3 protein-coding genes and 4 tRNA genes are annotated in these 2,662 nt (G+C 38.7%); all 7 read left to right on the top strand.

Annotated features, from left to right (window positions below; translation table 11 throughout):
* The first annotated feature begins 130 nt into the window (after positions 1 to 130).
* The 7 genes from rpsU to AC1DPZ_RS25140 all read left to right on the top strand — a co-directional run bounded on the left by rpsU (position 131) and on the right by AC1DPZ_RS25140 (position 2,538).
* Positions 131 to 322, top strand: coding sequence for a 30S ribosomal protein S21 (gene rpsU, locus AC1DPZ_RS25170; protein WP_259088615.1), 192 nt, complete (start codon positions 131 to 133; stop codon positions 320 to 322).
* Between the two features lie 88 nt (positions 323 to 410).
* Complete coding sequence (locus AC1DPZ_RS25165) at positions 411 to 1,322, top strand: tyrosine-type recombinase/integrase (RefSeq protein ID WP_477408648.1); 912 nt, start codon at positions 411 to 413, stop codon at positions 1,320 to 1,322.
* A gap of 13 nt (positions 1,323 to 1,335) precedes the next feature.
* Positions 1,336 to 1,683 carry a ribosome hibernation-promoting factor, HPF/YfiA family gene (gene hpf, locus AC1DPZ_RS25160; RefSeq protein WP_477408645.1) on the top strand — a complete coding sequence of 116 codons (348 nt, stop codon included), beginning with the start codon at positions 1,336 to 1,338 and terminating at the stop codon, positions 1,681 to 1,683.
* Positions 1,684 to 1,921: 238 nt separating this feature from the next.
* A tRNA-Thr gene (locus tag AC1DPZ_RS25155) sits at positions 1,922 to 1,994 on the top strand.
* 66 nt (positions 1,995 to 2,060) lie between these two features.
* Positions 2,061 to 2,141 (top strand) — tRNA-Tyr (locus AC1DPZ_RS25150).
* A 141-nt stretch (positions 2,142 to 2,282) separates the two neighbouring features.
* Positions 2,283 to 2,355: transfer RNA gene (locus tag AC1DPZ_RS25145), tRNA-Gly, on the top strand.
* A gap of 111 nt (positions 2,356 to 2,466) precedes the next feature.
* A tRNA-Thr gene (locus tag AC1DPZ_RS25140) sits at positions 2,467 to 2,538 on the top strand.
* Positions 2,539 to 2,662: the final 124 nt, after the last annotated feature.

The following is a 2,662-nucleotide window of genomic DNA, read 5'->3' as shown; positions in this document are numbered from 1 at the left end:
TCGCAAATCGCCAAGCACGCAGAAAACTACCTGCCTAATCAACCCAGTCAACTATTTTCCCTTACCTATTTGATATTCAAAACCAAATAGTTAACTTTGCCCTCCCTTGAAAGGAGGTATTTAGGAAATTATGATCATTATTAACGTAAAAGACGGCGAATCATTAGACAAAGCATTGAAACGCTTCAAAAAGAAATTTGAAAAAACAGGTGTTTTAAGAGAACTACGCAGTCGTCAGGCTTTTGAAAAAAAATCTGTAACCCGTCGTCATGTTGTTAAACATGCCATCTACAAGCAAAATATGAATATCGAAACTGTTTAATTCCCTCAAAAGAATTTTTTCAGATTTTCCGACACTATATTAACAAAACTATTTGTACATTCATTCTCTGGATGTTCAAATAGTTTTTATGTTTTTAGAGCGTTTTATCCAATATATTAAATTCGAAAAGCGGTACTCGCCTCACACGGTATCTGCTTATCAGTCAGATCTGGATCAGTTCATGCTCTTCCTTAACAACCCTGGTAATGCCAAAGTTGTTCCCGAACCCATAATTACACATCCCGCCCAGATCAGTTACCACGACATCCGCAACTGGATGGTGGAGCTTATTAACCAAAAACTTACGGCCCGTTCTGTAAACCGTAAGATGGCCACCCTACGCAAATATTTTAAGTTTTTACTGCAGGAAGGAGTGATTGCGCAAAACCCGGCATCAAAAATCCGCTCGCAAAAAATACCAAAGCAACTACCGGTTGTGGTTGAAAGTGGAAGCCTTACCCAAATGCTCGATAACGATATTGTTACAGATGATGATTTTGAAGGTTTACGGAACAAGCTGGTGGTTGAAATGCTGTTTGGTACCGGCATGCGCCTGGCCGAGCTTTTGGGCCTGAAAGACAGCGATATTAATGATTATGAAGGCACACTAAAAGTGCTTGGCAAGCGTAATAAAGAACGCATTATCCCCATCAATACCGAGTTGCGGATTTTGCTTGGGCGATACCTGGAATTAAAGAAAAATCAAAATTTTAATAACAATTCCGTAATGTTAATCGTTACAACTAAGGGTGCCGACGCATACCCCAAACTAATTTATTTGATAGTGCAGAAATACCTCGCCAACATATCAACCCAGAATAAAAAGAGCCCTCATGTGCTAAGGCACACATTTGCAACGAGTTTACTAAACAACGGAGCCGACCTGAACTCCATTAAAGAGCTTTTGGGCCACGCTAACCTTAGCGCGACCCAAATTTATACGCATAATTCAGTTGAACGATTAAAGTCTATTTACAAACAAGCCCATCCAAAGGCGTAATTAAGGAGGAAACATGAAAATTACAGTGCAATCAATTCATTTTACCGCAGACAGAAAATTATTAGATTTTATTCAAAAAAAGGCTGATAAGCTGGATACATTTTATGACCATATTATTAGCGGCGAAGTTTACTTAAAGCTTGAGAATGTGTTAGATGAGGCAAACAAAATTGCCGAGATCAAGCTATTGTTGCCGGGTAACCAGATCTTCGCAAAAGAGAAATGCAAAAGTTTTGAAGAGGCAACGGATTTAGCAGTTGAAAGCCTGCGCAAGCAGATTGAAAAGCATAAGCAGAAGAAAACTATTGCCGATGCCGCCGCCAAAAAGGTGATATTAACGGAAGTAGAAGAGGGATTTTAATATAAAAAAGGCCATTTTTTGGTAAAAATCGACGGGTTTACAGCCCGTCGATTTTTTTTGATAAAAAATTTTGCAAAGGGTGAAATTTTTGTAGATTTGCAATCCCTTTCAGAGAGGTGCTGACCGCAGCAAATTTTTGTGAAGATTGTTCTTTAAAATATAAAAAAGCTTATTAGTTTTGCCGCTCGATAAAAGGAGCCATAAAGGTTTCAATAATTGAAAGGCTAAATAAATATAAGCCTCCTTAGCTCAGCTGGTAGAGCGACTGACTTGTAATCAGTAGGTCATTGGTTCGATCCCGATAGGAGGCTCAGTTTTTTTCGGAAGTGTAATGTTTAGCTTCAACTTTGAACATTGCAAATCCGAAATCAACTAATGGGGAGATACCAGAGCGGTCAAATGGGGCGGACTGTAAATCCGCTGCTTCGGCTACGAAGGTTCGAATCCTTCTCTCCCCACTTATTGAGTAAGCAGTTTTCAGTTTTCGGATAACAATTAAAGTTATCAGATGATTGAGGACTGCTAACTTGATTAAAAAAGGTTACGGATTTGCATTATCAGGTTAGTATACTGAAAACTGCAAATGGAGAACTAAACAAGCGGAAGTAGCTCAGTTGGTAGAGCGATAGCCTTCCAAGCTATAGGTCGCGAGTTCGAACCTCGTCTTCCGCTCAAAGGATTTCGAAATTTCKATTTCGGATTTGAAAATTTGAGATTAAAGATAAGAATGGATGATTAAGGTAAATCCGAAATCAAACATCCCAAATCCGAAATCAAAAATAAGCCGACGTAGCTCAGTGGTAGAGCACTTCCTTGGTAAGGAAGAGGTCATGGGTTCAAATCCCATTGTTGGYTCAATAGCGTAAAAGAGAATAAAGAATAACATTTTTAAGTATAAATTAACCTACAAAATAATTATAAATCATGGCAAAAGAAAAGTTTGACCGCAGTAAACCGCACTTAAACATCGGTACAATCG

Source organism: Mucilaginibacter sp. P4_G9, from assembly GCF_056400985.1.
The sequence above is the reverse complement of the archived record's forward strand: the minus strand, read 5'-3'. Positions and strand labels throughout refer to the sequence as shown.